Origin of the sequence: Parafrankia sp. FMc2 (assembly GCF_041008525.1) — a bacterium.
Taxonomy (GTDB): Bacteria; Actinomycetota; Actinomycetes; order Frankiales; family Frankiaceae; genus Parafrankia.
In genome coordinates this window covers 29,274-55,903 of sequence record NZ_JBFLUG010000028.1, presented here as the reverse complement: position 1 = coordinate 55,903, position 26,630 = coordinate 29,274, and the positions used below count along the sequence as shown (strand labels likewise).

Below are 26,630 nucleotides of genomic sequence, written 5' to 3'. Positions count from 1 at the left end.
GAACCGCGTCCGCCGACAGTCGGTTCTCAGACCGCCCCGGGTTCATCACGTCCGCCGGTGTCACGCGCGCCGGTTTCGCCCGCGGCGGCGTCACCGGCAGCGGCGTCGGCCTGCTGCCCGCGACGCGAGTCGCGCATCAGCGGGAACAGGACGACCTCGCGCAGGGTCGGCGCGTCGGTGAGCAGCGCGATGAGGCGGTCAATACCGATACCGAGGCCGGACATCGGCGGCATGCCGTACTCCATCGCCTCGATGAAGTCCTCCTCGAGCATCATCGTCTCGTCGTCGCCGGCAGCCCGCAGCTCGGCCTGCTCCTCCAGCCGCCGACGCTGCTCGACCGGGTCGACCAGCTCGGAGTAGGCCTTCACCAGCTCCCAGCCGTTCACCACGACCTGGAACATGTCGAGGCGGGACGGGTCGGCGTCGCTGCGCCGCGCCAGCGGCACCAGCTCCGCCGGATGGTGCACCAGGAAGCACGGCTGGACGAGATGCGGGCGCACGGTCTTCTTGTAGAGCAGGTCCACGAGTCCCGCGTAGGAGGCGGCGTCGTCGACCTCCAGCCCGAGCTCGGCGATCCGGGCCCGCAGGGTCGGCAGGTCACGGACGACCGTCAGGTCGATGCCGCTGTGCCGGGCGACCTCGGCACGATAGTCGAGTTCCGGCCAGTCGGCGCCGAAGTCGAGCTTCACCCCGTCATAGGTGACGGTGCGGCTGCCGAACACGTCGTCGAGGACGGCCAGCACCATCTCCCGGACGAACCGCATGTTGTCGCGGTAGTCCCAGTAGGCCGCGTACCACTCGAGCATCGTGAACTCCTGCAGGTGCGAGGGGTCCATACCCTCGTTGCGGAAGTTCCGGCCGAGCTCGTAGACGCGGTCCAGCGAGCCCACGACCACGCGCTTGAGGAACGTCTCCGGCGAGATGCGCAGGTAGAAGTCCTCGCCGAGGGCGTTGTGGTGGGTGACGAACGGGCGGGCGGCCGCACCGGACGCGGCTTCCTGCAGCATCGGCGTCTCGACCTCGAGGAAGTCGTTGTCGTCGAGGAAGCGGCGGATGCGGGAGATGGTCCGGGCGCGGGTACGGAAGCGCTCCCGGGAGTCGTTGTTGACCAGCAGGTCGAGGTAGCGCCGGCGCAGCCGGGCCTCGATGTTGGACAGCCCCTGCCACTTGTCGGGCAGGGCCCGCACCGTGCGGTTGAGCACGACGAGCTCGGAGGCGCCGACGGTCTTCTCCCCGCGGCGGGTGGTGTAGACCCTGCCGGTGACGCCGACGAAGTCACCGATCTTGACCGCGCGGGCCCACTCCTGGAACGTCTCGACGCCCAGCTCGTCGCGGGACAGCGAGACCTGCACCCGCCCGGCGCGATCCTGGATGTGGCCGAAGACCAGCCCGCCCATCCGCCGCCACAGCACGACGCGGCCGGCGAGGCGGACGACCGTCCCGTCCTCGGCGGCGCCGGCGGCGGTGGTCACCGAGTCGGTGTCATACCCGGAGCGGGGACCCGCCGTGGACTCGTCCGTCGCCATGCACAACACCCTTTTGCGAGAGGTTCCCCGCCCGGCGACACCCGGGCGTCTTCACGGCCCGGCGCGCGGGAGCGCCGACGGCTCGCACGCCAAGCCTACTGGCCGCCCTGGTCCGCCCGATCTCCCGCGCCCGCCGGCCCGGCCGGTGTCAGCCGACCCCAGCCGGTGTCAGCCGGCGTCAGCCGGCTTCTGCCACGGCCTGTGCGAACTGGGCACGGTAGAGGCGGGCGTAGGCACCGTCCGCGGCAAGCAGGCTGACGTGGTCGCCCTGCTCGACGATGGCCCCGTCCTCCATGACGAGGATGGTGTCGGCGTCGCGGATGGTGGACAGCCGGTGCGCGATCACGAAGGCGGTCCGGCCGTGCCGCAGGCCGGACATCGCCCGCTGGATCAGCACCTCCGTCCGGGTGTCGACGGAACTCGTCGCCTCGTCGAGGACGAGGATGAGCGGCTCGGCGAGGAACGCGCGCGCAATGGTGATGAGCTGCTTCTCACCGCCACTGACGCCGACACCCTCGTCGTCGAGCACGGTGTCGTAGCCGTCGGGCAGGGTGCGCACGAACCGGTCGACGTGCGCGGCGCTGGCCGCCTCGACGATCTGCTCGCGGGTCGCCCCCTCCGCGCCGTAGGCGATGTTCTCCGCGATCGTCCCGCCGAACAGCCAGGTGTCCTGGAGCACCATGCCGATGGAGGAACGCAGCTGGGCCCGGGACATCTCGGCGATGTCGGCGCCGTCCAGCGTGATCCGCCCGCCGGTGACCTCGTAGAAGCGCATCAGCAGGTTGATCAGTGTGGTCTTGCCGGCGCCGGTCGGCCCGACGATCGCGACGGTGTGGCCCGGTTCGGCGACCAGCGACAGATCCTCGATGAGCGGCGTGTCCGGCTCGTAGCGGAAGGCCACGTGCTCGAAGGCGACCCGGCCGCGGGCCTGCTCGGGCCGGACGGGCTCCAGCGGGTCGGGATCCTGCTCGGCGGCGTCCAGCAGCTCGAAGACCCGCTCCGCCGAGGCGACCCCGGACTGCAGCATGTTCGCCATGCTGGCCAGTTGCGTCAGCGGCTGGCTGAACTGCCGTGAGTACTGGATGAAGGCCTGGACGTCGCCGATGGACAGCGACCCGGAGGCCACCCGCAGACCACCCACGACGGCCACCAGCACGTAGTTCAGGTTCCCGATGAACAGCATCGCCGGCTGCATGAGGCCCGAGATGGACTGCGCCCGCCAGCTCGCCTCGTAGAGCCGCTCGTTGTACTCCCGGAACGTCTCGGCGGCTTCCTCCTGCCGGCCGAAGGCACGCACCAGCGCGTGCCCGGTGTACATCTCCTCGATGTGGCCGTTGAGGGCCCCGGTCGTCTTCCACTGGCCGACGAACTGCGGCTGGGCGATCCGGCCGATGCGGGTGGTCACGACGAGCGACACCGGCACCGTCACAACGGCGATCAACGCCAGCAGCGGGGAGATCCAGACCATCATCGCCAGTACGCCGATGATGGTCAGGACGGAGACGACGACCTGTGCGAGGCTCTGCTGCAGGCACTGCCCCAGGTTGTCGATGTCGTTGGTGACCCGGCTGAGCACCTCCCCGCGCTGGCCGCGGTCGAAGTACCGCAGCGGCAGCCGAGTGATCTTCGCCTGGACGTCGTCCCGCAGGTCGTTGAGCATGCGCTGCAGCGCCCGGTTCGTCAGCCGGGCCTGCACCACCCCGAACACCCCAGCCACCAGGTAGACGATCAGTACGAGGAGCAGCACCCGACCGATCGCGTCGAAGTCCATCCCCGTGCCGGGGGTGACATCCGCGGAGGCCAGCAGATCGGCCTGGGTGTCGTGGCCCTCTGCCCGCAGCCGCGCGACCGCCTCCGCCCGGGATGTCCCCGCGGGCAGGCGCGAGCCGATCAGGCCGGCGACCACCAGGTCGGTGGCGTGCCCGAGCAGCCGCGGGCCCGTCACGGTGAGGGCGATGCTGACGACGGCGAGCCCGATGGCGGGCAGCAGCAGCACGCGCTGCCGGCTCAGCAGCCCGAGCAGGCGCCGGATCGAGACCTGGAAGTCGCCGGCCTTCTCGCCGCCGGCGCTGAAGAAGCGACCGGGGCCGGGCATCGGGCGTACGCCGCCCGCCGGTGGGCGCGTCATGCCGCTGCCTCCTCCTCGGTGAGCTGTGAGAAGACGATCTCACGGTAGGTCGCGTTCTCCGCCAGGAGCTCCTGGTGAGTACCGGCACCGACGATCCGGCCCTCGTCCAGGACGATGATCTGGTCGGCGTCGCGGATCGTCGCCACCCGCTGAGCGACGATGACCTTGGTCGCCGCCGCGGTGTCGCGGGCCAGCGCGGCCCGCAGCCGGGCGTCGGTGGCGTAGTCGAGCGCCGAGAAGGAGTCGTCGAACAGGTAGATCTCCGGGCGCCGGACCAGCGCCCGCGCGATCGCGAGGCGCTGGCGCTGGCCCCCGGAGACATTCGTGCCGCCCTGGGAGACCGGGGTGTCCAGGCCGTCCGGCATGGCCGTCACGAACTCCCGGGCCTGCGCGATGTCGAGCGCCCACCAGAGTTCGTCGTCGGTCGCCTCCGGGTTGCCGTAGCGCAGGTTCGACGCGATCGTCCCGGTGAACAGGTACGGCTTCTGCGGCACGAGAGCGACTGTCTCGGCGAGCAGCTTCGGGTCGAGGCCGCGGACGTCCACGCCGTCGATCAGCACCGAGCCCTCGGAGACGTCCGACAGCCGGGGGACGAGGCCGAGCAGGGTGGACTTGCCGCTGCCGGTGCTGCCGATGACCGCCACGGTCTGCCCCGGTGCGACCCGCAGGCTGATCTCGCGCAGCACCGGTTCCTCCGCGCCCGGGTAGCGGAAGCCGACGTCGCGCAGCTCCAGCTCACCGCGCCGGGCCAGCGTCCGCACCGGCTCGGCGGGCGGGCGCAGCGTGGACTCCGTCGACAGCACCTCCTGGATGCGCTCCGCGCACACCTCGGCCCGCGGGATCACCGCGAACATGAAGGTGGCCATCATCAGCGACATCAGGATCTGCATCAGGTAGCTGAGGAAGGCGGTCAGCGCCCCGATCTCCATGCCACCGCTGTCGATGCGGTAGGCACCGAACCAGATGACAGCGATGCTGGAGATGTTGACCACCGTCAGCACCAGCGGGAACAGCAGCGCCATCAGGCGCCCCATCCGCAGTGAGATGTCGGTGAGGTCGGCGTTCGCCGTGACGAACCGGCGCTTCTCGTGGCCGTCCCGCACAAAGGCCCGGATCACGCGCAGGCCACTGATCTGCTCGCGCAGGATGCGGTTGACCTCGTCGAGGCGCTCCTGCATACCGCGGCCCAGCGGCTGCATCCGCCGGATGATCAACACGATCATCCCGGCCAGGACCGGGACGATCCCGACAAGGAGCAGGGAGAGCGTCGCATCCTGGTGCACCGCCAGCGCGATGCCACCCAGGCACATGATCGGCGCCGAGATCATCATCGTGAACGACATCAGCAGCATCATCTGGACCTGCTGGACGTCGTTCGTCGCCCGGGTGACGAGCGACGGCGAGCCGAACCGGCCGATCTCCCGGGCGGAGAAGGACTGCACCCGCGCGAACACGGAGGCACGGATGTCTCGCCCGACCCCCATCGCGGTGCGCGCGCCGAAGAACACCGCGCCGGCCGAGCAGGCCGCCTGCAGGAGCGTGACCGCGAGCATCACCCCGCCGAGGCGGACGATGTAGCCCGTGTCGCCGGGCACGACCCCGTTGTCGATGATGTCGGCGTTCAGCGTCGGCAGGTAGAGCATGCCCAGCGTCGCGGTGAACTGCAGCGCCACCAGCAGCGAGACCGCCCTGGTATAGGGCGCGAGATGGCTCCTCAGCAGTCTGACAAGCATGTGATCTCCGTCGGCGGGCCGTCGGTCATCGGTCATCGGTCATCGGGTCGCCGGGTCGTCCCGGACTGCGGCAGGCCGATACGGAGAGTACGACTGAATCCGCCGCTCGGGTGCGCCTGGCGGATGGGCGGATGGGCGGATGGGCGGATACGAGCAGAACACGGATAGGAGCAGGACCAGACCGGCCCCGGTCCCCGCGCCCAGGCCTCCGAGGAGACACGGCACGGGAACACGGGGCCGGAATGCGTCAACGCGCCATGGTCGCCGGCGCAACCGCGCCGCGGCCACGGGGCTCAGCGGCGCTCGAGCACCCAGGAGACCGCCATGGCCACGGCCAGCACCACACCGACGATCAGCAGGCCGCCGATGATGTAGAAGCCCACCGTCTTCAGCAGCGCGACGAAGACCGGCAGCGCGGCGGCGAGCAGAAAGATCCCGCGGCTGCGCACCGGGGCGTTGAGCATCGTGCTGAACTTGCGCGGCCAGCTTTCCCGCCGCACGTTGAGATCGTCGAGCATCGCCGGGATCACCCGGATCGTGGACCACGTCAGCACGACGAACGCGATCGCCAGACCCCACCCGTACAGGAAGCCGAACCCGCGCCCGAACGCGTCGAACGAGGCACCGGCCCCGATCACGGTGATCACCAGCGGGATGTACCAACCGGTCGTGCGGTCCTGCCTCGCCTGGCCGGCGAACCGGCGGGCCTGGGCGAACCGCTCTCCCTGCCAACCACGGTCACCCGGGTTCATGTTGACCATCGACCTTCCTCCCTCGACGGCCCCCAGTCCGTCCTGCCCCGCCTGATCCCCCCACGGCCCGCGACCCCAGGTCATCGCGGACCGTGCGCCCCCGGTTGCAGGGACGCACCCTCGCATCGTCCTTCAGGACGGCCCACGACGGAGGCCGGTTCCGCCACCTTCGGACGAACCCGCGAGCACCTGGCCCGACTGTCCGGCTTCCGGCGACCTACCCGCATCTCAGTATCTCGGATACACACCAACAACCGGAGAACATCGGCAGACCATCACAATCCCGCGCGGGACAGCGACGCAGGACGCACGGAGACGAGAGGGCACACCGTGGCATCGCGCGCCCGCGCGCCTTCCGCATCCGGGAGACGGTAGGGAGGACCGGATCGGGGAGGGCCTGAAGGGACACCGCCATGAACCGTTCCACCCGCCCGGTCCGCCGTATCGCGGTGACGATCGTCGCCACCGCGGCGCTGGGCCTGCTCACCACCGCTGCCGGCTGCCAGCCCGGCGAACCGTGCCCCTACCCGCCCGGCAACACCCTCCGCAGGGACTGCTGATCCACAGAACGGCCCCACGCGTCCTGGCGCCGGTTCCGGCGGGCCCGTCACGGGCCGCCGAATCGCGGTACAAAACTACTGCGGTCCCACGTTCCGACATGGACGCCGGATCGCCGCGGATCTCCGGTACGCGCCGGGGTCCGCGGCGGTCGCCGCCGACGCACCGGAGGTCACGATGCCCGCCGAACGCCAGCTCCCGTCATCGGAGGCGAAGGAGCTGGTCGAGCTCGCCGCGACGATCTGCGACCGCGAGCTGGCGCCCATCGTGGTCGAGTACGAGGCCGAGAGCCGGTTCCCGCGCAAGGAGTTCGCGGTGCTCGGCCAGGCCGGTCTGCTGAGCCTGCCCTACCCGGAGCGCTTCGGCGGCGGTGAGCAGCCCTACGAGGTGTACCTCCAGGTCCTGGAGGAGATCTCGTACCGGTGGTCGGCCGTGGCGGTCGGCGTCAGCGTCCACGCGCTGTCCTGCTACCCGTTGGCGACCTTCGGCACCCCGGCGCAGCAGGAGGAACTGCTGCCCCGGCTGCTGTCCGGCGACCTGCTGGGTGCCTACTGCCTCTCCGAGGCGCACGCGGGCTCGGACCCGGCGGCGATGCGGGTGACGGCGACCCCCACCGACAGCGGCTACGTGCTCAACGGCACGAAGGCCTGGGTCACCCATGGCGGGGCCGCCGACTTCTACACCGTGTTCGCGCGGACGTCCCAGGACACCCGTGGTGGTATCTCCTGTTTCCTCGTCGACGCGGACAACCCCGCCATCCGGTTCCACCCGCCGGAGAAGAAGATGGGTCTGACCGCCTCTCCCACCACCCAGATCAGCTTTGACGACACGCCGGTGCCGGCGTCGCGGCTGGTCGGCGAGCGCGGGCAGGGGCTGTCGATCGCGCTCTCGGCGCTCGACTCCGGGCGGCTCGGCATCGCCGCCACCGCGGTCGGGCTCGCCCAGCGGGCTCTCGACGACGCGGTCGCCTACGCGAAGGAACGGCAGGCGTTCGGCAAGTCGATCATCGATCACCAGGGCCTCGGGTTCCTGCTCGCCGACATGGCCGCGGCCGTCGAGTCGGCGCGTGCCACCACCCTCGCCGCCGCCCGGCGCCGCGACGCCGGCCTGCCCTACGGGCGCGCCGCGTCGATCGCCAAGCTCGTCGCGACGGACGCGGCGATGAAGGTGACCGAGGATGCCGTCCAGGTCCTCGGTGGTGCCGGCTACACAAAGGATTTCCCGGTCGAGCGGTACATGCGTGAGGCGAAGGTCATGCAGATCTTCGAGGGCACCAACCAGATCCAGCGCCTCGTCATCAGCCGCCACCTCGCCAGGTCCTGACCAACCAGGGCACCCAGGGCCCGCCTTGCGGCTTTTGGTTTTCCGGGCCGGATGAGTACGGATACGGTCACACCTCGTTTCCGTAGCTCCGGCCCTAACGAGGTTCCCGATGCGACGACCATCCCGGCTCGCCCTCTGTCTTGCCTCGGCAGCAGGCGCCTTACTTCTGGCTGCAGGCTGTTCTGGCGGCGAGACCGCGCCCGACGAGCCCGCCGCCGCACCCTCGCCGACGGGCGCCCCGCCAGCCGGGGCCCTGTCACAGTCCGCCGTACCCGGTGACACCTGGGAGACGGTGGACCCACGGTCGGTCGGCTTCGACCCGGCCGAGCTGGAGAAGATCGCCACCACCGCCGAGCAGGGAAAGTCGACGTGCCTCCTGGTCTCCCGCGACGGGAAGATCGCCGGCGAGTGGTACTTCCGCGGGGCCACCGCCGAGACCCCCGCCGCGGTCTACTCGGTGACGAAGTCGCTGACGTCCACCCTGGTGGGTATCGCCCAGGACGATGGTGACCTGAGCCTGGACGACTCCGCGTCCACCTGGGTCGCCCCGTGGAAGGGCACCCCGGCCGAGGCTGTGACCGTTCGCGACCTGGTCAGCAATGACTCGGGGCGGCGGTGGAGCGTCGGGATCGATTACGACGAGCTGATCAGGGCCGAGGACAAGACCGCCTTCGCCGTCGGGCTCCCCCAGGACAGGCGGCCCGGAGAGGTCTGGGCCTACAACAACTCGGCCGTGCAGACGCTGGAAGAGGTCCTGCGCGGCTCCACCGGCCAGGAAGTCATCGACTTCGCACGCGAGCGGGTCTTCGCGCCGATCGGCATGAACGACAGCACCATGACGACCGACGCCGCCGGCAACACCCTCGCCTTCATGGGCCTGCAGTCGACCTGCCGGGACCTCGCCCGGTTCGGCTACCTGATGCTGCGTGACGGCGACTGGGCCGGCGACCAGATCGTCTCGAGCGACTGGGTCACCGCGGCGACCGGGCCGTCGTCCACGGAAATGAACGCGGCCTACGGATATCTGTGGTGGCTTAACCACGAGGGTGTCCTGGCGCAGCCGCTGGCCGCCTCCGACATTTCCGCGGCGGCGGATCCGGCGACCCGACAGGGCCGCCTGGTGCCCGGTGCGCCGGATGACATGTTCTGGGCGATCGGGCTCGGAAATCAGATCGTGCAGATCGATCCTGGCTCGGGAACCGTCGTCGTCCGCCTGGGTACCCCGGAGAGCCGGCCGCAGCCGCCGACATTCGGCGCGGCGGAGGCCAGCCGGGTCGTTATCGACGCGCTCGTCGACTGATACCCCACAGCCCGCCTCCCCCCTGCCTGGAGAAGGGTGCTCCCGGATTCAAGAGCGGTGTATCCAGAAACTAGAATTGGATTTCTGATCCAGCGAAACCAGATCATGTCGTCCGACGGAACGGCATGTCGATCAACTACCGATCCAGATCGGGAACCCGTCAGGAGGGGCCGGGAAGCCGTCCCGGGGACCAGCCGCGGACGTTCGGACGCCAGCCCGGGAACTCGTCCGCAACCGGCCCGCGACGAGTCCGCGTCTGGTCCCCGGGCGGCCGGGACAGGGACGGGTACATGCCCCGGCCGGCCTGGATCTGGTTGCGACAGGACGAGCTCCGTTCGGCCCCCGCTCCGGCCACCCGGCGACCCCCAGGTGGCCCTTGAGCCCCCTCAGAACAGCCTGAAGTCCCAGTTGGCGCATCAGCATGCGATTGAGACGAAATTGCGACGACCCCGCCTCCCCTGAGCGATGAAGATCGGCGCGAAGATGTCCGATTGATCCGGTTGTGCGTGCTTGCCGCGCATCCCGGCACCCAGTTTTCTGGGCCTGCGGCACCCACCCGGTACCCACTCGCCGCTCGCACCCAGGGAAAGGGGAATGCAGATGCGAGAACGCGTACGGCGCGACACGGCCAGGAGTCGTTCGTCAAGGCGCGCGAACGAGATCGACCCGGCCGCGGCTAACCAGTCCGATGGGAACCAGAAGGGACCACACTTCACCCGCCACGATCGTTCGCCCGACAACGAACCTGCCGGCCAGATTCGACGCGTCGACCCATCACAGGCACACGCCACGTATCATGCGCAACAATCAGAAGGGGCTGCCGGCGACCGCACTGGCGCCACCGTCCCGCCGTCCGGCGCCCCGAGGGCACGCGGACGATCGAAGCAGAGAGAGGATCCACGCCGTGCCGCGAACGCGTCCTTCGGCCAGGCTGGCAGTGCACGCCCGGACGGTGTGTGGGTGACCCTCGCGGGAGCCCGCCCCAAAGGGCCGCGCGCCGATCTCGGTGATGGTCCGCAGAAAGTCCTGCTCACTCGCTTAAACGAGCTGAACAACCCCTACCGGGTCAGTTACGAAATGGTGGCTCGAGAGCTGTGGAGCAAGAGTGAGCCCACAAAGGTCCAACGCTCGCGAACACGTGATCTGAGCCGGCAGTTCCGTGGCGAGAAGGCGATCGAATGGCGTGTCATCGAGGTCTACCTCCAGCTCCTTTTCGCCGCCGCCGACCCGGAGCTGCCCCAGCAGCTGGAACAGCTGCGCCTGATGCATGTCGAGGCCTTCGGCGTCACGGTTGACCCGGACGGGCAGCCGGCCCCCGAGACCGACGAACCCACGGTCGACGCGGCTTACGTCGCCGAGCTGTCACGGCAGTTGGACGAGGCTCGGACAAGGGCCGCCTTCGCGACCGCGCTGCTGGTCATCGTCCAGGCGGAGAACACAGCTCTCCGCGGCCGGAGCAGGTCCTTCGACTGGTTCGGTCCCGCGGGCGAGCCACCGGCTCCGAACCGGTCCCGCCGCCGCGGGACCGGCGGGACCACGGACGCCACCGGGGCTTCCGCTTCCGCGGCCGCGGAAGCGGCCGGAGCCCAGGAGGCTGCCAGAGCCGCCAGCCGCCGCCAGCCCGGCACCGGCGGTTCGGCCAGTCCTTCGGAGCCGTCGACGAACTCGCCGATCGACCCGATCACCGCTCCCATAGCGCGCCGTCAGGCCTACCGCGCGGCGCAGCGTCGACGGTCCGGCTTCCCCGCCGGCAGCGGCGAGCCGTTGCCGGCGGCGGCGCGGCTGCCGACGCACACGACGGCGCCGGCGGTCCCGCCAGTCCCGGCTCAGGTGCCGGGCCCGGCCGCGGGGTACTCGCTCGCGGCGCTCACCCGCTACCGCCCCGTCCCGGCGGCGCCACGCCGGGCCCCCGGCACCGAGGCGGCACCGCCTGACAACCTCGGGCTCGACATTCTGGTCGGGAGGGAGAAGCGCCGCCGTGGCCGGCCGCGCTGAGCCCACCCGCGGGGCCCCCGGCCGCGGGTGGCCCCGGCTCACAGCAGCGAGACGCCCGCTGCGCGTTGTTCGAGTGCCAGCAGCCGGCTCTTGCGGTGCAGACCGCCGGCGTAGCCGGTGAGGCTGCCGTTCGTGCCGATCACGCGGTGGCAGGGGACGACGATCCCGATCGGGTTCCGGCCGTTGGCCAGCCCGACGGCACGCGACGCACTCGGCTGCCCGATCCGCCGTGCCAGCTCCCCGTACGAGATCGTCACCGCGTAGGGAATCTCCCGCAGCGCCGCCCAGACCCGCCGCTGGAAGTCCGTGCCGGCCGGCCGCAGCGGCAGGTCGAAGGCCGTCCGCCCCCCGCCGAAGTACTCGTCGAGCTGGCGGGCCGCCTCGCCGAAGGCCGTGTCGTCGCGGTCGCCGAACCAGGCCGGGTCGGGCAGGTGACGTCCGCCGGCCATGAACAGGCCGACGATCTCGCCGTCCCTCGCCACCAGAGTCAGCGGGTCGATCGGACTGTCGATGACGGTGTGCGTGTGACGGGTCACTGCTCTTCCTCTCCTCGCGCGTTGTCCTGCAGTGCCCACAGGTGCTGGACGGCGTACGCCCGCCAGGGCCGCCAGGCCTCGGCACGGGCGACCAGCGCGGCGCGGCCGGCGGGCAGCCCGAGGCGTGCCGCACCCCGTCGGACACCCAGATCCCCGGCGGGAAAGGCGTCCGGGTCGCCGAGGGCCCGCATGGCGATGGTCTCGATCGTCCACGGGCCGATTCCGGGCAGGTCCGCCAGGGCTGCTCTGCCTCGCGCCCAGTCACCGCCTGCGCCGAGCTCGATCTCACCGGCGGTGAGGGTCGCGACCAGCGCGGTCAAGGTCCGTCGCCGCGCCGCCGGCATGGCGGGCACCTGGGCGTCCGCGGTGAGCCGGGCGAGATCGGCGGTCCTCGGCCACAGGTGGGTGAGTCCCCCGTCCGGGTCATGGATCGGCTGACCGGCAGCCTGGACCAGCCGGGCGGCGAGCCGGCGGGCCGCGGCGATCGACACCTGCTGCCCGAGCACCGCGCGCACCGCGAACTCGGCCGCGTCGACGGTGCGCGGAACCCGCCGGCCCGGGGCACGGGCGATCAGCGGAGCCAGCGCGGTATCGCGGGCGAGCTGGCTGTCGATCGCCTCGGGATCGGCGTCCAGGTCGAGGAGCCGTCGGCAGCGGGCGATGACCGGGCCGAGATCCCGCATGTCGGTCAGGGAGAGCCGACAGGCGATCTGGTCCGGCAGCGGCCGCAGCGCGACGATCGCGTACCCGTGGGGCGTCCGCAGCGAGCGGCGGTAGGCGCCCTCTCGCCACTCCTCCACACCCGGGACGGCCGTCGCGACAAGATGCCCGAACAGTTCGTCGGGATGCAGCGGCCCGCGGAACGGCAGGCGCACCGTCAGCGAGGACGTCGCCGGAGCGGACGACCTCGCCGTGGTGGTCGGCACCACCGCCGAGATGGGTCCCGAGGTGGCCGTGGTGGGCGAGGTGGGCGAGGTGGGCGAGATCGCCATGGCGGCCGACCGCAGGTCACCGGGGGCGGTCGCGAAGACCTCGCGCACTGTCCCGTTGAAGGCTCTGATGCTGCCGAAGCCGGCGGCTGTCGCGACGTCGCCCATGCTCATGGTCGTGGTTTCGAGCAGGAGCCGTGCGGTCTGCGCGCGTTGCGCACGGGCGAGCGCGAGCGGGCCGGCGCCGAGTTCGGCCAGCAGCTGGCGCTCGACCTGCCGGATGCTGTACCCGAGCTGGACGGCCAGCCCGGGGACGCCGTCGCGGTCGACGACGCCGTCCGCGATGAGCCGCACGGCCCGGGCGACGACGTCCGCCCGGTGGTTCCAGGCCGGCGACCCGGGGCTGGCATCGGGACGGCAGCGCTTGCAGGCCCGGAAACCGGCCCGCTGCGCCGACGCGGCGGTCGGATGGAAGCGCATGTTCTCGGTGCGTGGCGGTCTCGCCGGGCAGCTGGGCCGGCAGTAGATGCCGGTCGAGGTGACCGCGACGAAGAACCACCCGTCGAAGCGGGCATCGCGGGATCGCACGGCGCGCGCGCACAGCTCGGGGTCCGGCAGCGGTGCCACGGGACCCGTGGCACCGGCCGCCCGCGGCTGCTCGTCGGGGGTGGGCACCTGTCCAGGATTCGCGCGCGGAGCCGGTCAGGTCCAGCAGGAATCCGACATCGCGGCCGGCGGGCGAACCCGCGTCAGGTGGCGGCGAAGGCCTGGCGCAGCAACGTCGCGGTGAACTCGTCAACCCGGGCCGGTTCGCCGAACAGGTGGCCCTGCCCGAGATCGGCGCCGAACGCGCGCAGCGCCGCGGCCTGTCCAGGTGTCTCCACACCCTCGGCGGTGACCGACAACCGCAGTTTGCGGGCGAACTCCACGATCGCCTCGACCAGGTGGTCGTCCCGGCTCGGCTCGGTGCCCTGGCCGAGTTTGGCGACGAACAGGCCGGCGAGCTTCAGCCCGCGCACCGGCATGGTCGACAGGTAGGCGAAGTTCGACCAGCCGGTACCGAAGTCGTCGATGACGATGCGCACGCCGAGCGCGCTCAGCCCGTGCAGCGCGGTGAGCTGCTCACCGCCGGAGTCCATGAGCACGGTCTCGGTGAGCTCGAGCTGGAGCCGCTCCGGCGGCAGACCAGTGCGGGCCAGGATGCCCTCGACCACGTCGATCAGGCCCGGCTCACGCAGCTGGCGGGCGGAGAGGTTGACACTGATGAACATGTGCGCTGGCCAGTCCCTCGCCGTCTCGCACGCCCGCTCGAGCACCCACTCCCCCAGCTGGACGATGAAGCCGGTGTCCTCGGCCAGGTCGATGAACTCACCGGGACGGGTCGGCCCGAGCCGGGGATGGTCCCAGCGCAGCAGCGCTTCGGCACCGGCCATCGCACCGCCACCCAGGTCGACGATCGGTTGGTAGACGAGCGAGAACTCACCTCGGGCCAGACCGGGGCCCATCGAGCGGGACAGCAGGCCCCGGGTCGCCTCCCGGGTGCCCCGGTCAGCGTCGAACGCCGTCCATCGATCCTTCCCTCCGCTTTTCGCCCAGGTCAGTGAGGCGTCGGCGGCGGCGATGAGGTCGGCGGGCCGGGTCTCGGCGACAGCCATCTCGACCACACCGATGCTGCAGGTGACCGGCAGGTCCCGGCCGTCGACGCGGACGGGGTCGCGCAGGGCGGTGAGGGCCTGTCGGGCGATGCCGGTGACCGTGTCGATCCCGGCGCTGTCCGGTACCAGAATCATGAACTCGTCACCGCCCATCCGGGCCACGGTGCCCGCGGGCGGTGTCGCGGTGACGACCCGGTCGAGCCGGCGGGCCACCTCGATGAGCAGCTGGTCGCCCGCCTCGTACCCGAACCCCTCATTGATCATCTTGAACCGGTCGAGGTCGAGGAAACACAGGCCGATCCGCGTCGCGGGCCCGGCGGTCCGGAACGCCGCCTGCAGGCTGTCGAGGAACGCGGTCCGGTTCGCCAGCCCGGTCAGCGCGTCGCGCCGGGCGTGCAGCCGGATCTCCTCCTGCAGCCGGCGGCGCTCGGTGATGTCCTCGAGCATCGCGACGCCGAACCAGTCGCCGGCACCGCCCTGGGTGGTCGACAGGGTCATCGCCACCCACATCGGCGTCCCGTCGGGTCGCAGAATGCGGCACTCGGCGCGAGAACGCCCGCGGCGGGCCTCCCGCCACAGCCGTCCGACGACTTCCCGGTCCGCCGGGTGGACGATCTCACGCAGCGGCCAGGCCGTCGGCGGGCGGTGCGCGGCCAGGCCGAGCAGGTCCAGTGCGGAGTCGCTGGCCTCGACGATCCGCCCGGTGCGGTCAGCGACGAGCATGCCCAGCGAGGCACCGCTCAGGACGGCGTCCAGCCTGCGCTGCCAGATCCGCTGCGCCCGCTCGGCATGAGCGCGGGCACCGAGATCTGCCCGTCGGACGGCGGCGTGGCCGTCCCGGGTCCGCTCCCGGAGGGCTTCCGTGTGGCCTCGTACGAGCTCGCCCAGCAGGTCCGCGATCCGCCCGGCGAGAAGCACCGGGCCTGTCGCCGACGCCGGCCGGCCCGGGTCGGTCCGATGGGCCAGGGTGGCCAGCTGGCGGCCGAGCAGCCGCACGGTCCGCCCCAGCGCCTCACCGGAGATCACCTGCCCGTGCACGAGCCGGGCACCGGTCTCGTAGCCGATCTCGGGCCGGAACGGCTCGGCGCACACCGCTCGGAGGAGCTCCGCCGCCAGACGTGCCAGCCAGGCGCGGGCGTCCGCGGCGGTGAGCGGCAGGAGATCGACCGCGGTGATCTCGGCGAACCACTGGTCCACCAGCTCCGCCGTCTCGGTCTCGATCGTCACCGGATACCTCAGTCCCGCCCGTGGAGTACCGCTTTCGCGTTGCCACTCATTCACCGGCACCGCTTGCTCACGTCGTGTTGTCAAACGGACAAAACGGTCTATTTCATCAACTGCCGCAAACCGTACTCCAGTCTGCGCGTCGCGGGTGGTCCCCAGCCCATACGCGCCACCGGCACGATTGCCGTCCCGCCATCGTTTGGCGGCCCGAGAACGGGGCATGCAGGCACCGCGACCATGCCCGGAAAGCACCATGAGGCCGGCAGCGCTGCACACGAGCTGTGAGGAGCACCACGCTGCGTGGGCGCCTGTGATCGTGTCTGCCCACGGAAAAGACAACAGGGAGGCGGAAAGGGGCCGCGGCTCGGGCGCCTGCACACGGTCACCGCCACCCGGCGGGCCCACCCGTACCGCGGGTGACCGTGGTAAGGCAGGTCGAACAGCTCTCGACCCGTCCGGGGAGGTCCATCCGGGGCAGGAGTTCCGGGCCGGTCAACGCGGTGATCGCCGCGCCCCGGGACCGATCTGAACCCGGGCGCGGAGGGCGGCTCCCGCCCCGGAGAACGGCGCGGGCGGCACCCGCCCCGCCCGCACGGAGTTCCATGAGCACACCTGAGCGCACGACCCAGGGAGGCGGCGACAGCGATGCGCATCCTACTCAACGTGATCTGGCTGGTGCTGTGCGGAGTGTGGTTGGCGATCGGCTACGCCCTGGCCGCGCTGATCTGCTTCATCCTCATCATCACCATTCCGTTCGGCATCGCTTCGCTGCGTATGGCAAACTACGCTTTGTGGCCGTTCGGACGCAGAGTGGTGGACAAGCCGAACACCGGAAGCGCGTCACTGATCGGCAACATCCTGTGGATCCTGCTCGCCGGCTGGTGGCTTGCGCTCGGGCATCTGACCACCGGCATCGCGCTCTGCCTGACGATCATCGGAATACCGCTTGGCCTGGCCAACTTCAAACTCATTCCGGTTTCGCTGCTGCCCCTCGGAAAGGACATCGTCCCGGTCGAGGAGCCATAGCCGCATCCGCAACCCGTCAGCACCACCGTGACAGCGTGCTCCCGACGCACGAGGTGCCGGTAGCGACACCCGCCACGGTGCAGCCTCCGCGTTCCGCCCCGGCGCCACCGCCCACACAAATCCCATGTGGGTGCGGTATCGCACCCGCAATCCCTCTGGGTACCATCTTCGCGCTGTGATGGGACGTCAGGGGGGAAAGCATGGGGTATCAGCTCGGAATCGATCTGGGAGTATCCGAAACAACCGTCGCGGTCGCCGAGGCGGGATGGCCGAGCCTCGTTCCGATCGGAACATCGGCGGCGGTGCCCACGATTCTTCACCTGAGCCCTGACGGCACCGCACGCGGCGGCCCGGCCGCCGCCAGGCTGGCCCGGTCCGACCGGGGCCACATTGCGGAACGATTCGTCGAGCGGCTCGGCGATCCCACTCCCATTCTCGTCGGCAGCGTTGGCTACAGCGCCTCGGCCCTGGTGGCGCGCTACCTGTCATGGCTGGTGGAGGCGGTCACCGCAGCTCGCGGCACCGCACCGGACCTGGTGCTGGTGGTCGTCCCCGGCAGCTGGCCGCAGCGCCGACGCGAAGGCCTGGCGGACGCGCTCGCCCGGGTCGAGGCCGACGTCGCGCTCACCGTGCGCACCGCGGCCGAAGCGTCCGCGGCCCTGTTCAACCGAGCTGGCAGGGCCACCCCGGGCAGCTATGTAGGCACGTTCGACCTGGGCACCGGCTGGTTCGAGGCAGCCGTGCACGCGGCCATGCCAGCCGGGTTCGTGGTCGCGGGCGGCCCGGTCGGGCTCTCCGACGCGACCACCTCGATGCTGGACGAGCTGCTGCGGACCCACGTGCTTGCCGCCGCCGCCCGGCTGGCCGCGACAGCGCCCACTCCGGACGCGGCTGCCTCCTCTTCCCTCGCAGGCCCCGGCGCCAAGGACGGCACCACGGACGGCGCTGCACACGGCACTGCACACGGCACTGCGCACGGCACTGCGGCGGAAACCGCCACGCCACCGCCTCCGGTGTCGACACCGCCCCTGGCATCGACGACACCACCGGTGTCGGCATCGGCATCCGACCCCCTGCTGGCCGCGTGCGCGGCGGCGCGGGAGGAGCTGGTCATCCAGGAGAGCGCCCGGATCGAGGTGAGCGCCGCCGATTCCGGTACCGGCGACGCGATCAGCGTGACGGTCACCCGGGACGAGTACGAGACCCTCGTCAGGCCGATGATCGAGGACGCCGTGCGCGCCCTCGCCCGGGCCATCCGCTCGGTTCCGGCCACGCCGGAGGACCTGTCGCTCCTGGTCATGCGCGGCCCGGGAGCGCGCCTCCCCCTCGTCGGCAGGCTGCTCGACGAGTCGCTCGGCGGCATCGGCCGCCGCGGGATCGAGGCCGACTCCGACCTGGCGCTGGGCGCCGCGCTGCTCGCCGAGGCGGAGAGCCCGGCCGAGCCGGCCGGCTCCCAGACCGTGGTGCTCGGACCGGCGGCCTACGTGACCACCCCGCCGCCCAGCATTCCGCCGGTGAGCCGGCCGCCGGCGGTGAGCTCGCCGGTCGACGTCCCGCCCGGTGCCGTCGCGGGTGGCCTCGCTGGCCCGGGTGGCGAGCCCGTGGCGCCGGTCACCGCACTCACCGCGCTGACGGAGCGCGCGACAGCTGCCGGCCACCAGCCCCCGGCAGGCACCGCCGGGCCCACAGCCGGTGGGCCCACAGCCGGTGGGCCCGCGGCAGGAAGCCCGGGTAGCAGGCCACGACCAGGGACCCGGCCGGTCGGGCCGTTCGGGTCGACGCGCTGGCTCCTCGCCGCCGCCGCGGCTCTCGTCGTCTTCGTCGCCGGCAGCGTGACTCTCGGCCTCGTGCTCACGGACGACGGGAGCGACCCCGCCGCCATCACAGCCGCCGACACCGGACCGCTGCCGCCGTCGACCATCGACCAGCACCCCCAGTTCCCGGCGGACTCGATGCGCTCCGCCGAGCAGGCCGCCGGGATCAGCGCCGACGACGCCACCGCGACCCGGACCGCGGTGCCGGCCGGCCCCAACACGGTGATCGCGACCGGCTCCGCCGAGGTCGCACCGATCACGGGGACCGCGTACGCGATGTTCCGCGAGGCGCAGAAGGGCGTCACCGTCCAGGTGAGCGCGACCGACACCGACGACGGCCTCATCAAGCTCTGCGCCGGCCAGGCCGACATCGCCGGGGCATCGTTCGCGCTGACCGACCCGGCCTGCAAGGACAAGGTGGTCGGATTCGAGATCGCGCACCACCTGCTGCCCATCGTGGTGCCGAAGGAGAACACCTGGGCACAGTGCCTCACCACGGCGCAGATCGGCTCGCTGTGGAAGCGGGACTCCACCGTCACCAGCTGGGACCAGATCGATCCCTCCTTCCCGGCCGAGCCCGTGCGGCTCGTCGGCCCCGCGCCGAGCACCGTCCACGCCAAGGTCTTCCTCGCCAGCATGACCGGCGCCTCCGACAACACCCGTCAGTACCAGGAGGTCGAGCTGGACGAGGTGCCGGCGGAGATCGAGTACGCCCGCGGCGCCATCGGGTTCATGGACTACTCGAACTTCCAGGCGGCCGCGGACGAGGTGCGGGCCGTCCAGATCGACGCCGGCCGCGGCTGCGTGGAACCGAACGCGGTCACCGCGGGCACCGGGATGTACATGCCGCTGTGCAAGCCGCTGTACATCTACGCCAGCAAGGAGGCGCTGCGCCGACCGGCCGTCGCGGCGTTCATGAAGTACTACATGGAGAACCAGCGGGACGTGACGAGCCGGGCCCACTTCGTCGCCCGGGATGACGCAACGATCCGGGACAACACCACGATCGTGAACGCCATGACGGCCGGGGTGGGACCCGTCCAGACCTGAGTCGACCGGTCCCCGGCCTGGTCGGGCTGGTCTCCAGACCTGCTCCGACCAGGCCTCGGAAGGCTCGCTCGGTGTCTTCCCGTGTCCGGACCGCGGCCGAACGGCGAAGCGGGAGAACCGCCGGTAGCGTCTGTCCCGACGGCTGCGCCAGCAGTCGGCGCAGGGTCCTCGGCGAGGGGGCGGCGGGCTATGAACGTCTACGACCATGTCACCGATCTGGTCGGTGACACGCCACTGGTGCGGCTGACACCGACGATCGCCGACACCAGGACGCCGGTGCTCGGCAAGCTCGAGTACCTGAACCCGGGCGGTTCGGTGAAGGACCGGATCGCCCTGTCGATGATCGCCGCTGCCGAGGCGGACGGCCGGCTCGGCCCCGGCGGCACCATCGTCGAGCCGACCAGCGGCAACACCGGCGTCGGTCTCGCCATGATGGCCGCGCGGCGCGGCTACCGCTGTGTGTTCACCATGCCCGACAAGATCAGCGAGGAGAAGCGCGCGGTCCTGCGGGCCTATGGCGCGGAGGTGATCGTCTGCCCGACGGCCGTCGCGCCGGACGATCCCCGCTCGTACTACTCGGTCGCCCGGCGGGTCCAGCGCGAGACACCCGGCGCCTGGAGTCCCGACCAGTACTCCAACCCCGACAACCCGGCCGCGCACCGGGCCACCACCGGCCCCGAGATCTGGCACGCGACCGACGGCCGGGTCACCCATTTCGTGGCCGGCATCGGCACCGGCGGCACGATCAGCGGAACCGGCCGCTATCTCAAGGATGTCAGCGGCGGTGCCGTCCAGGTCGTCGGCGCCGACCCGGAGGGCTCGGTCTACTCCGGCGGCAGTGGCCGGCCCTACCTCGTCGAGGGAGTGGGCGAGGACATCTGGCCGTCGACCTACGACAAGTCCGTGGTCGACCGGGTGGAGGCCGTGAGCGACCGCGACTCCTTCCTGATGACCCGGGAGATCGCTCGCCGGGCCGGCATCCTCGTCGGCGGCTCCTGCGGGCTGGCGGTCGTCGCCGCGCTGCGGGTGGCCCGCGAGCTGGACGCCGCCGACACGGCCGACGGCTGCGTCGTGGTCCTGCTGCCCGACTCCGGCCGCGGCTACCTCTCCAAGATCTTCAACGACGAGTGGATGTACGACAACGGCTTCCTCGAGCCGCCGTCGGACGAGCCGACCGTCGCCTCGGTGCTCGCGCACAAGGTCAGCCAGACCGCCGGGCCGCCCAACCTCGTCCATGTGCATCCCGCCGAGACCGTCGGGGCGGCCATCTCCTACATGCGTGAGTTCGGCGTCTCGCAGATGCCGGTGGTGCGGCACGAACCACCGGTGCGGGCCGCCGAGGTGGCCGGCGCGGTGGTCGAGCGGGACCTGCTCGACGCCGTCTTCGCCGACCGCTCCACGGTGGAGGCACCGGTCGTCGACCACATGTCCGCGCCGTTGCCGACGATCGGTGCCGGCGAACCGCTGTCGGCCCTCGTGACCGCGCTGGGGGAGAACGCCGCCGCGCTCGTCCTCGACGAGGGCAACCCCACCGGCATCCTGACCAGGGCCGACCTCCTGACGTTCCTCGCCGTTCACTGACGTACCCCGGCTGGAGCCGGCCACCGGTGGTCGCCGCCCGGCACCGGCCCGCGGCCGCTCCCTCACACGCGAAGGCTGGCTTCATGGCTGATCGGAATGTGGGCTTCGAGACCGTGGCGGTGCACGCCGGGCAGGAGCCCGACGCGGCGACCGGTGCCGTGGTCGTGCCCATCCATCCCGCGTCCACCTTCGCGCAGGACGGAGTGGGCGGGCTCCGGGCCGGCTTCGAGTACGCCCGCTCCGGCAACCCGACCCGAGCGGCACTGGAAACAAGCCTCACCGCGCTCGAGGGCGGCGCCGCCGGCCTCGCCTTCGCCTCCGGCCTGGCCGCGTCGGACGCGCTGCTCCGCGCGGTGTGCCGACCCGGAAGCCATGTCGTCATCCCCGCCGACGCCTACGGCGGCACCTACCGCCTCTTCGCCCGGGTGCTGGCCGAATGGGGCGTCGAGCACACCGCCGCCGACCTCAGCGACCCGGCGGCGGCCAGCGCGGCGATCCGGCCCGGGGCCACGGCGCTCGTCTGGTGCGAAACACCGACCAACCCCCTGCTGGCCATCGCTGACATCGCGGCTCTCGCCAGTGCCGCCCACCAGGCAGGCGCCCTGCTCGTCGTCGACAACACCTTCGCGTCGCCGTACCTGTGTCAACCGCTGGCCCTCGGCGCGGACGCCGTCGTCCACTCGACCACGAAGTACCTCGGCGGGCACAGCGACGTGGTCGGTGGAGCGGTGGTGACGGCGTCGACCGAGCTCGCCGAGCAGGTGCGTTTCCTGCAGAACGCGGCCGGCGCGATTCCCGGGCCGTTCGACTCCTGGCTCGTGCTGAGGGGAATCAAGACGTTGCCGGTGCGCATGGACCGGCACTGTGCGAACGCCCGGGAGGTCGCCGCGCTACTCGCCGGCCACCCGGCCGTCTCCTCCGTCCACTATCCGGGCCTCGCCAGCCATCCGGGCCACGAGATTGCTGCCAAGCAGATGCGGGACTTCGGCGGCATGGTCTCCTTTCAGCTCGCGGCCGGCGCGGACGCGGCGCTCGCGGTGTGCGCGGCCACACGGCTGTTCACCCTCGCCGAGTCGCTGGGCGGAGTCGAGTCGTTGATCGAGCATCCAGCCCGGATGACCCACGCATCGGTCGTCGGCTCCCCGCTGGCGGTGCCTGACGATCTCGTCCGGCTCTCGGTCGGCATCGAGGCGGCCGATGACCTGCTCGCCGACCTCGACCAGGCCCTCGACACCGTCTGAGGCAGCGCATCACCGGGGTGGGCCGCCGACGCACCCGCCCGACTGTTCACGCCTCGACGCCTCGACACCCCGTCGCCCACGCGCGGGTGGTCGGGGCGCGACAGGCGGCAGCCCGCCGATGCGCGCAGCGCCCAACGAAAGATCTACCAAAACCCGCCAGCCGGAAAACAGCACACCCGGGCCGACTGGCGCACAGGAACACCCCGTCATATGACGAAAGTCCCGAGATCCCAGCGGGATGACGACAGAACGCGGCGGTCTCGCTACCGTCAGAGTAGATTCGCGATCATCTCTTTCCGGAGACTAATCATGAGATTACGTCCGGATCATCCGGGCTTCTGCCGCCGTGACCGGACAACGACGCCCAGGAGTACGGGATGGACGAAGTCGCGGACAGGCGGCTGGTCGTTGCCGCAGGTGCGACCGCAGCCGCGCTCGCACTCGGGGGATCACGTCTCATGACTGCCGCGGATGACCCGGGCCGGGACACTCTCGACCGAATCGAGACCGGTCTGGCGACCATGGCGCGCCGCTGGGAGACGATGGCCCCCTCGGACCTCGTCGAACGGCTCGACGTCATCGCCCGCCACACCGAGACGATGGCGGGCCGGCGCCAGCCCGCAGCCATCCGTCGGGACTGGCGCCGTACCCACAGCAGGGTTCTGGTCATGGCGGCCGTGGCGCAGGGCGACAGCGGCCTGTCCGGGCGGGCGGTCGTGTCGGCCCGCACGGCACTGGTCCTGGCCCGTCACGTCGGCGACGCGCCGACCGCCGCCCACGCGGGCGTCGTGCTGGCCGAGCTGGCCGCCTACACCTTCAGCAGCGTCGACGACGGGCTCTCCCTCGCGCTCGCGGCCCGTTCCACGGCGCCCCGCTCGCATACGGCGATCCTCGCGATGACCACCGAGGCCAACATCCGCGCCGGTCGGGGCGAGCCCGCCGACCGGGTGATGGAGGTGGTGCTGGAGGCCGAGAAGCTGGCCCGTGACGTACCCACCGCCGCGCAGGGCTACGCCCTTGACGGCCTGCATCCGGGCTACCTGCCGACCTTCGGGGGCGCCGCACTGGTGGGCGCGGGCGCGCTGACCGAGGGGCGTCGCCGGCTCACGGCCGCCTCGACGTCGTTCGATCGGTCGCGTGCCCCCGGGGCGCTGGCCGCGGTGCGGCTGTACCAGGCGTCCGCCGCGATGCACGCCGACGCGCTCGACGAGGCTCAGACGCTGGCCACCCGAGCGCTGGCGACCTCCGCCGTGCGTCCCACCGCCTGGCTGACCAACGGGATCATGTCGCTTGCGAACCGGGCCCGGAGCCGGGGAGCCGACTGGACGGGCCTCGTCACCCAGGCCCAGGAATGGGCCCCGGCCGCCGTGTAGCCCCGCCGGCCGGCTGATCTCGATCGCGCAGCCGCCGCACCGGCGGACACCCGCGAGGTGGACCCGACGGCGGCCGGACCAGGGCGGGCGGGCGTCAGACGGATCGGGCGCAGGGGCGCGGGGCGCAGGGCGGCGCGGGCGGCGCGGGCGGCTCCGGGTGTGTGAGCAGGATGCGGTGCGGCGGTGCCGCGGGGGCCGGGGCCCTGCTTCGCCTCGGCACGGCGGGCGCGCAGGGCGCCGCCGACGGCGACGGCCACCAGTGCGCTCACCAGCGCCGCCGCGAGCAGCACGGCAAGTACCGCGAATGCCGACGAGCCGGTCAGCAGGTCAGCCGGCCAGGATCCATCCGGTGCGGCCCCTCCGGGCACGGACTGTCCATTCATGCGAATAGGTGGGGGCGTCGGCAGCGCGGCGGGAGCCGCGGGCGGGCCGACGGACATCTGGGATAGCGAACTCAAAGACACGGCGGCACGGTAGCGGATGCCCGGACAGGGTAACCAAGTGACCTGATCACTTGCAGAGAAGTGCAGCGGAGATCACTCAGCTTCTTTTCCGCCAGCCGAGCCCCAACACCTTGATTATTGAGATATCTCCCCTTCGAGACCGCTCTCCGGCACGATTCAACGGCACTGATCCGCTGGCCGACAATGGGGCGCAAACGCCATGACGGCTGTTGGCGAATGCACACCATACGCTCAGGTGCTCAGGTTCCGCACGCCCCGCGGTCCGGATCCGTCCGGTCCACCGGCACGAAAGCCGACATCATGCGCCAGCACGATCGCGCCGGCCCGGTCACGCACCTCCAGCTTTCCGAAGATGCTGCCGACGTGGGCCTTCACCGTGCGCTCAGCCACCCGCAGCTCCGCCGCTATCTCACGATTCGTGGCACCGCGCGCCATCGCCTGCAGGACCTGCAGCTCGCGGTCGGAAAGGCGCTCGAACCTCCGCCGCACCCCGAGATCGGCGACGGCCTTGGTACGCAAGGCGGCGAGCAGGCGCCCGCTCGCCGACGGATCGATCCAGGACCCGCCCTGAGCAACGAGCCGGATGGCCCGGACGATGTCGTCGGCCGGGCGGTCCTTCAGGATGAACCCGGCCGCCCCGGCCGCCATCGCGCCCCACACGACGTCGTCGTCGCTGAAGGTCGTGAGCACCAGGACCGGCGGGTGGTCCCCCGCCCGCCCCAGGGCGCGAAGGGCGTCCACACCGTCCATGCGGGCCATCCGGATGTCCAACAGGATGACATCGGGCGACAGCGCACGGACCGCGGGAAGGACCTCGTCGCCGTCCGCCCGCTCACCGACGATGTCGATGCCGGGCTCCGCGCTCAGGACAAGCGCGATGCCCGCGCGCACCAGCTGCTGGTCGTCGACCAGCAGTACGCGCAACACAGGCTCCGGGTAGCTCACCGGGTACCTCCCGCCGCCGAACCTGCCGCCGAACCTGCCGCCGACCCCGCGGCGGCGGTCATCGTGGGGATCGAGGCGGCCACCTCCCAGCCGTCGTCCCGGGGGCCGGCCGTGATCGAACCACCGAGCGCGTGAACCCGTTCGATCATCCCGGAGAGCCCCATCCCCGGCGGACGCGGCCCGGCCAGGCCTGCGGCGGCCCTGCCGACGGAGCCGGGCCCCCCGCCGGCGAGCTGGCCGCCGCGCGGCGCGAGCCGCCGCTCGGGAGCGCCAGCACCGTTGCCGGACCACGGGCCACGGACGCCCCACGGGGGCGCATCGTTGCGGATCACCACGTGGACCGCGGCGGCGATCACCTCGATGCTGATCGCCGTCGCCGCGCCGCCGGCGTGGTGCAGAACGTTGGCCAGCGCCTCACGCACCGTCCGGAACAGGACCGAGCCGGCGGCCTGGTCGAGCCCGTCGAGACTGTCCTGGCCGCGGTCACCCACGACCGAGAAGGCGACCTCCATCCCGCTGCGCCGGTAGCCCTCGACCAGGGCGCCGATGTCGTGCGCCGCCGGCAGCGGCCCAGCGCCCATGCCGCCGCCGACACCGCCGACACCGCCGACAGCGACGCGCGCTGCACTGCCGCCGCCCCGGCTGTCGCCGCCGAGCAGGCCGACGACCCGGCGGATTCCCTGCAGGCTCTCCCGCCCGACATCCTCCGCCCGCGCCAGCGCCTCGTCGGCGCGGGCGGGCTCGCTGCGGATCAGCCGGCGGGCTCCGGTGATGTTGAGCAGTGCCACCGCCAGCGAGTGCGCGACCAGGTCGTGGACGTCCTGCGCGATCCGCCGGCGTTCGTCGGTCGCCGCGGCAGCGACCAGTTGGTCCTGTGCCCTGGCCAGCTCGGCCGCGAGGACGCCTGTCCGTCGCAGCACTCCGCCGGTGGCGGTCGCGTACAGCGCGGCGGCACCCCAGACGATCGAGCCCGAGGCCAGGTAGCCGTCGTGCTTCCCGACTGGCTGGCGGCTGAAGTCCACATACGACAGGACGACGACCGCCACGACCATCGACGCGTTGAGCAGCACCGACGGCGACCGCAGCGCGACCCAGGCCGCGACGGCCACCAGCACCAGCAGCGCGGACTTCGGCGCGTCCAGCAGGATCAGCCCCGTCACCGACGCGACGCTGACCGGTGCGGCCAGAGCCGGCGGGATCCGCCGGCCGCCGATCTCGGCGGCCGGCGCCGCCACCGCGAGCAGGATCAGCACCAGCGCCACCGGCTCCGGCCCGACAAGCAGCGCGCTGATGAGCGCGGCAAGGCAGGTGAGGCCGTACACGGCGCCGTCCGCGAGCCGCACCATGCCGGCCAGCGGGTCGGCGGTGCTGTCTCGTGCGGGCCGGCCGAGCGGCGCACCACCGGACCACCCGAGGTTCATGCCCACGCACTCACCGTACGAGGCGGTCCGGTGCGCCGCCTCGTACTCAGGACGGT

The 26,630-nt window shown here is 71.7% G+C and carries 18 protein-coding genes; 9 read left to right on the top strand and 9 right to left on the bottom strand.

The genetic code is table 11. The features are described 5' to 3' along the window. Positions 1 to 26 precede the first annotated feature (26 nt). From lysS to AB1460_RS12710, 4 genes are all read right to left on the bottom strand, one after another. Positions 27 to 1,526: a lysine--tRNA ligase gene (gene lysS, locus AB1460_RS12725; protein ID WP_368961304.1), complete on the bottom strand. Its 1,500-nt coding sequence runs from the start codon at positions 1,524 to 1,526 to the stop codon at positions 27 to 29. A 178-nt stretch (positions 1,527 to 1,704) separates the two neighbouring features. After that, on the bottom strand, positions 1,705 to 3,654 hold the full coding sequence (locus AB1460_RS12720; RefSeq protein WP_368961303.1) for an ABC transporter ATP-binding protein: 1,950 nt from the start codon (positions 3,652 to 3,654) through the stop codon (positions 1,705 to 1,707). Continuing rightward, positions 3,651 to 5,387, bottom strand: a complete 1,737-nt coding sequence (locus tag AB1460_RS12715) for an ABC transporter ATP-binding protein (RefSeq protein WP_368961302.1) — start codon at positions 5,385 to 5,387, stop codon at positions 3,651 to 3,653. Before AB1460_RS12715 ends, AB1460_RS12720 begins: the two co-directional genes overlap by 4 nt. A gap of 293 nt (positions 5,388 to 5,680) precedes the next feature. After that, positions 5,681 to 6,148 carry a hypothetical protein gene (locus tag AB1460_RS12710; protein ID WP_368961300.1) on the bottom strand — a complete coding sequence of 156 codons (468 nt, stop codon included), beginning with the start codon at positions 6,146 to 6,148 and terminating at the stop codon, positions 5,681 to 5,683. Between the two features lie 404 nt (positions 6,149 to 6,552). Here AB1460_RS12710 and AB1460_RS12705 point away from each other — a divergent pair, with 404 nt between their 5' ends. The 4 genes from AB1460_RS12705 to AB1460_RS12690 all read left to right on the top strand — a co-directional run bounded on the left by AB1460_RS12705 (position 6,553) and on the right by AB1460_RS12690 (position 11,315). Continuing rightward, a complete protein-coding gene (locus AB1460_RS12705) occupies positions 6,553 to 6,699 on the top strand; it encodes a hypothetical protein (RefSeq protein WP_368961298.1) in 147 nt (48 codons plus the stop codon). A gap of 175 nt (positions 6,700 to 6,874) precedes the next feature. Continuing rightward, a complete protein-coding gene (locus tag AB1460_RS12700; RefSeq protein WP_368961297.1) occupies positions 6,875 to 8,020 on the top strand; it encodes an acyl-CoA dehydrogenase family protein in 1,146 nt (381 codons plus the stop codon). A gap of 109 nt (positions 8,021 to 8,129) precedes the next feature. Continuing rightward, on the top strand, positions 8,130 to 9,320 hold the full coding sequence (locus AB1460_RS12695; RefSeq protein WP_368961295.1) for a serine hydrolase domain-containing protein: 1,191 nt from the start codon (positions 8,130 to 8,132) through the stop codon (positions 9,318 to 9,320). Between the two features lie 960 nt (positions 9,321 to 10,280). Continuing rightward, the gene (locus AB1460_RS12690; RefSeq protein ID WP_368961293.1) at positions 10,281 to 11,315 is read left to right on the top strand and encodes a hypothetical protein; all 1,035 of its coding nucleotides are present in this window, start codon (positions 10,281 to 10,283) and stop codon (positions 11,313 to 11,315) included. A gap of 38 nt (positions 11,316 to 11,353) precedes the next feature. Here AB1460_RS12690 and AB1460_RS12685 read toward each other — a convergent pair whose 3' ends face one another. From AB1460_RS12685 to AB1460_RS12675, 3 genes are all read right to left on the bottom strand, one after another. Then, the gene (locus tag AB1460_RS12685; protein WP_368961292.1) at positions 11,354 to 11,851 is read right to left on the bottom strand and encodes a methylated-DNA--[protein]-cysteine S-methyltransferase; all 498 of its coding nucleotides are present in this window, start codon (positions 11,849 to 11,851) and stop codon (positions 11,354 to 11,356) included. Further along, positions 11,848 to 13,407, bottom strand: coding sequence for an AlkA N-terminal domain-containing protein (locus tag AB1460_RS12680; protein WP_368961324.1), 1,560 nt, complete (start codon positions 13,405 to 13,407; stop codon positions 11,848 to 11,850). Before AB1460_RS12680 ends, AB1460_RS12685 begins: the two co-directional genes overlap by 4 nt. 122 nt (positions 13,408 to 13,529) lie before the next feature. Beyond that, a complete protein-coding gene (locus AB1460_RS12675; protein WP_368961291.1) occupies positions 13,530 to 15,662 on the bottom strand; it encodes a putative bifunctional diguanylate cyclase/phosphodiesterase in 2,133 nt (710 codons plus the stop codon). A 642-nt stretch (positions 15,663 to 16,304) separates the two neighbouring features. Between AB1460_RS12675 and AB1460_RS12670 the strand changes: the two genes are divergently transcribed. The 5 genes from AB1460_RS12670 (at position 16,305) to AB1460_RS12650 (ending at position 23,744) form a co-directional block, all read left to right on the top strand. Then, positions 16,305 to 16,685: a YccF domain-containing protein gene (locus tag AB1460_RS12670; RefSeq protein WP_368961289.1), complete on the top strand. Its 381-nt coding sequence runs from the start codon at positions 16,305 to 16,307 to the stop codon at positions 16,683 to 16,685. A gap of 200 nt (positions 16,686 to 16,885) precedes the next feature. Further along, positions 16,886 to 19,549, top strand: a complete 2,664-nt coding sequence (locus AB1460_RS12665; protein ID WP_368961288.1) for a substrate-binding domain-containing protein — start codon at positions 16,886 to 16,888, stop codon at positions 19,547 to 19,549. 189 nt (positions 19,550 to 19,738) lie between these two features. Further along, positions 19,739 to 21,130, top strand: coding sequence for a cystathionine beta-synthase (locus AB1460_RS12660; RefSeq protein WP_368961287.1), 1,392 nt, complete (start codon positions 19,739 to 19,741; stop codon positions 21,128 to 21,130). Between the two features lie 83 nt (positions 21,131 to 21,213). Further along, the gene (locus tag AB1460_RS12655; protein WP_368961285.1) at positions 21,214 to 22,371 is read left to right on the top strand and encodes a cystathionine gamma-synthase; all 1,158 of its coding nucleotides are present in this window, start codon (positions 21,214 to 21,216) and stop codon (positions 22,369 to 22,371) included. 377 nt (positions 22,372 to 22,748) lie between these two features. Then, positions 22,749 to 23,744, top strand: coding sequence for a hypothetical protein (locus AB1460_RS12650; protein WP_368961283.1), 996 nt, complete (start codon positions 22,749 to 22,751; stop codon positions 23,742 to 23,744). Positions 23,745 to 24,439: 695 nt separating this feature from the next. Here the strand turns inward: AB1460_RS12650 and AB1460_RS12645 are convergent. Continuing rightward, positions 24,440 to 25,153: a response regulator transcription factor gene (locus AB1460_RS12645; protein WP_368961281.1), complete on the bottom strand. Its 714-nt coding sequence runs from the start codon at positions 25,151 to 25,153 to the stop codon at positions 24,440 to 24,442. Beyond that, positions 25,150 to 26,574: a sensor histidine kinase gene (locus tag AB1460_RS12640; protein ID WP_368961323.1), complete on the bottom strand. Its 1,425-nt coding sequence runs from the start codon at positions 26,572 to 26,574 to the stop codon at positions 25,150 to 25,152. Before AB1460_RS12640 ends, AB1460_RS12645 begins: the two co-directional genes overlap by 4 nt. Positions 26,575 to 26,630 lie beyond the last annotated feature (56 nt).

What these genes read in the sequence shown, in the direction of transcription:
- lysS (WP_368961304.1), bottom strand. Translation starts at nt 1,526, where the DNA reads ATGGCGACGGACGAGTCCACGGCGGGTCCCCGCTCCGGGTATGACACC.
- AB1460_RS12720 (WP_368961303.1), bottom strand. Translation starts at nt 3,654, where the DNA reads ATGACGCGCCCACCGGCGGGCGGCGTACGCCCGATGCCCGGCCCCGGT.
- AB1460_RS12715 (WP_368961302.1), bottom strand. Translation starts at nt 5,387, where the DNA reads ATGCTTGTCAGACTGCTGAGGAGCCATCTCGCGCCCTATACCAGGGCG.
- AB1460_RS12710 (WP_368961300.1), bottom strand. Translation starts at nt 6,148, where the DNA reads ATGGTCAACATGAACCCGGGTGACCGTGGTTGGCAGGGAGAGCGGTTC.
- AB1460_RS12705 (WP_368961298.1), top strand. Translation starts at nt 6,553, where the DNA reads ATGAACCGTTCCACCCGCCCGGTCCGCCGTATCGCGGTGACGATCGTC.
- AB1460_RS12700 (WP_368961297.1), top strand. Translation starts at nt 6,875, where the DNA reads ATGCCCGCCGAACGCCAGCTCCCGTCATCGGAGGCGAAGGAGCTGGTC.
- AB1460_RS12695 (WP_368961295.1), top strand. Translation starts at nt 8,130, where the DNA reads ATGCGACGACCATCCCGGCTCGCCCTCTGTCTTGCCTCGGCAGCAGGC.
- AB1460_RS12670 (WP_368961289.1), top strand. Translation starts at nt 16,305, where the DNA reads ATGCGCATCCTACTCAACGTGATCTGGCTGGTGCTGTGCGGAGTGTGG.
- AB1460_RS12665 (WP_368961288.1), top strand. Translation starts at nt 16,886, where the DNA reads ATGGGGTATCAGCTCGGAATCGATCTGGGAGTATCCGAAACAACCGTC.
- AB1460_RS12660 (WP_368961287.1), top strand. Translation starts at nt 19,739, where the DNA reads ATGAACGTCTACGACCATGTCACCGATCTGGTCGGTGACACGCCACTG.
- AB1460_RS12655 (WP_368961285.1), top strand. Translation starts at nt 21,214, where the DNA reads ATGGCTGATCGGAATGTGGGCTTCGAGACCGTGGCGGTGCACGCCGGG.
- AB1460_RS12650 (WP_368961283.1), top strand. Translation starts at nt 22,749, where the DNA reads ATGGACGAAGTCGCGGACAGGCGGCTGGTCGTTGCCGCAGGTGCGACC.
- AB1460_RS12640 (WP_368961323.1), bottom strand. Translation starts at nt 26,574, where the DNA reads ATGAACCTCGGGTGGTCCGGTGGTGCGCCGCTCGGCCGGCCCGCACGA.